Origin of the sequence: Kitasatospora sp. NPDC056531 (genome assembly GCF_042794375.1) — a bacterium.
In the GTDB taxonomy this organism is placed as follows: Bacteria; Actinomycetota; Actinomycetes; order Streptomycetales; family Streptomycetaceae; genus Kitasatospora.
The window spans coordinates 1-1,376 of the sequence record NZ_JBHTTU010000364.1; the positions used below are offsets into that span (position 1 = coordinate 1).

General features: G+C 72.1%; 1 protein-coding gene. It reads left to right on the forward strand.

Annotated features, from left to right (window positions below):
• The coding region (locus ACFQ87_RS46460; protein ID WP_380617088.1) for a polyketide synthase dehydratase domain-containing protein at positions 1-1,376 on the forward strand (1,376 nt) is incomplete at both ends.

The following is a 1,376-nucleotide window of genomic DNA, read 5'->3' on the forward strand; positions in this document are numbered from 1 at the left end:
TTCGCGGTGCTGGACCGGCGTCGTGGTGAGGGGCGGTCGTTCCGGGAGGCGTTGTCGGGGGTCCATGTCCACGGTACGCCTGTCGCCTGGCCCGTCACCGGGCCACGCGCCGACCTGCCGACGTATCCGTTCCAACAGCGCTCGTACTGGCTGAACGCGCCCCGTGACACCGACGCGGCACCGGGACAGACCGCGACCGGGCATCCCCTGCTCGGCGCGGCCATCGACCTCGCCGACACCGCGTCGACCGTGTTCACCGGGAACCTGTCGCTCGCCACACATCCGTGGCTCGCCGACCACACGGTCGCCGGCACCGTGCTGCTCCCCGGCACGGCCATGCTGGACCTGGTACTCCATGCCGGAACGCACGTCGGCTGCACGCGGGTTGAGGAGATGACCCTGCACACCCCGCTCGTGCTCGCCGAAGACGCATCGGTCGATCTGAGGGTCACCGTCGGTGAGCCCGAGAGCGACGGCGGCAGGCAGGTCATGGTGCACTCCCGACCGTTGGCGGAGTCCGGCTCGGGTACCTGGGTCCGGCATGCGACCGCGACGGTCACCGCCGCCCCCGCCGTGACCGTCGAGCCGACTGCCGTGTGGCCGCCGGTCGGAGCCACGGCCATGGACCCGAACGACGTGTACCCGCTGCTGGACGCACGTGGCTACCAGTACGGACCGGCCTTCCAGGGCCTCACCGGTTACTGGGTGCACGGCGACGACATCCTGACGGAGGTCGCCATGCCCGATCAGGGGGACGCCGCCGGGTTCGGCATTCACCCCGCGCTGCTGGACGCGGCCATGCACCCGCTCGGCCTGGAGACTCGGGGCGGTGGTGTGGCCCTGCCGTTCAGCTGGAACGGTGTGCAACTGCACGCGACCGGTGCGACGGCGCTGCGCGTCCGGCTGCAGCGGAAGGGCGAGGCGGTGGCGGTCACCGCCACCGACCTGGACGGTAACCCGGTGCTGACCGCCGACTCCCTGGTGCTGCGTCCGTTGCCCGCCGGGGAGCTCGGGCTCAAGGACCGGAGCCGTGACCCGCTGCTGCAGATCCGTTGGCAGCCCCACACCCCGTCGGAGGGGGACGCCGATCGCGAGCCCGTGCTGATCGGGACCGAGTTGGGCGGCCATCGGCCCTTCTGCCCCGACCTGGCCGGGCTCCTCCGGGCCGTCGACGGCGGCGCATCCGTTCCGGAGACCGTCCTGCTGCACTGCGCGCCGACCGAGGACCCGCTCGCCGCTCCGGAGCACGCGCACGCCGTCACCCGCCAGGTCCTGGAAGCCCTTCAACAGTGGCTGTCCGATGCCCGGTTCGAGCGGTCGACGCTGGTCGTGGTGACGCGTGGTGCGGTGTCGGTGAACGGCGGTGAGGCGGTCGA